Annotated in this window: 1 rRNA gene; it reads left to right on the forward strand. The window is 55.8% G+C overall.

The annotated features are described in order from the left end of the window. A 23S ribosomal RNA gene (locus ABZ565_RS35525) occupies nucleotides 1-1502 on the forward strand; the annotation flags it as partial. Nucleotides 1503-1524: the final 22 nt, after the last annotated feature.

The raw sequence follows: 1524 nt of genomic DNA on the forward strand, positions 1-1524 counted from the left end.
GTAGTAGGTAAGCGATGGGGTGACGCAGGAAGGTAGTCCAGCCCGGGCGGTGGTTGTCCCGGGGTAAGGGTGTAGGACGCACGGTAGGCAAATCCGTCGTGCATATAAGTCTGAGACCTGATGCCGAGCCGATTGTGGTGAAGTGGATGATCCTATGCTGTCGAGAAAAGCCTCTAGCGAGTTTCATGGCGGCCCGTACCCTAAACCGACTCAGGTGGTCAGGTAGAGAATACCGAGGCGTTCGGGTGAACTATGGTTAAGGAACTCGGCAAAATGCCCCCGTAACTTCGGGAGAAGGGGGGCCATCACTGGTGATCCGATTTACTCGGTGAGCTGGGGGTGGCCGCAGAGACCAGCGAGAAGCGACTGTTTACTAAAAACACAGGTCCGTGCGAAGCCGTAAGGCGATGTATACGGACTGACGCCTGCCCGGTGCTGGAACGTTAAGGGGACCGGTTAGCTGCTCTTCGGGGTGGCGAAGCTGAGAACTTAAGCGCCAGTAAACGGCGGTGGTAACTATAACCATCCTAAGGTAGCGAAATTCCTTGTCGGGTAAGTTCCGACCTGCACGAATGGCGTAACGACTTCTCGACTGTCTCAACCATAGGCCCGGTGAAATTGCACTACGAGTAAAGATGCTCGTTTCGCGCAGCAGGACGGAAAGACCCCGGGACCTTTACTATAGTTTGATATTGGTGTTCGGTTCGGCTTGTGTAGGATAGGTGGGAGACTTTGAAGCGGCCACGCCAGTGGTTGTGGAGTCGTCGTTGAAATACCACTCTGGTCGTGCTGGATGTCTAACCTGGGTCCGTGATCCGGATCAGGGACAGTGTCTGATGGGTAGTTTAACTGGGGCGGTTGCCTCCTAAAGAGTAACGGAGGCGCCCAAAGGTTCCCTCAGCCTGGTTGGCAATCAGGTGTTGAGTGTAAGTGCACAAGGGAGCTTGACTGTGAGACCGACGGGTCGAGCAGGGACGAAAGTCGGGACTAGTGATCCGGCAGTGGCTTGTGGAAGCGCTGTCGCTCAACGGATAAAAGGTACCCCGGGGATAACAGGCTGATCTTCCCCAAGAGTCCATATCGACGGGATGGTTTGGCACCTCGATGTCGGCTCGTCGCATCCTGGGGCTGGAGTCGGTCCCAAGGGTTGGGCTGTTCGCCCATTAAAGCGGTACGCGAGCTGGGTTTAGAACGTCGTGAGACAGTTCGGTCCCTATCCGCTGTGCGCGTAGGAATATTGAGAAGGGCTGTCCCTAGTACGAGAGGACCGGGACGGACGAACCTCTGGTGTGCCAGTTGTTCTGCCAAGGGCATGGCTGGTTGGCTACGTTCGGAAAGGATAACCGCTGAAAGCATCTAAGCGGGAAGCCTGCTTCGAGATGAGTATTCCCACCAACTTGATTGGTTAAGGCTCCCAGTAGACGACTGGGTTGATAGGCCAGATGTGGAAGCCCGGTAACGGGTGGAGCTGACTGGTACTAATAGGCCGAGGGCTTGTCCTCAGTTGCTCGCGTCCACTGTGTT

It is taken from the genome of Streptomyces sp. NPDC016469 (genome assembly GCF_040632905.1).
In the GTDB taxonomy this organism is placed as follows: domain Bacteria; phylum Actinomycetota; class Actinomycetes; order Streptomycetales; family Streptomycetaceae; genus Streptomyces.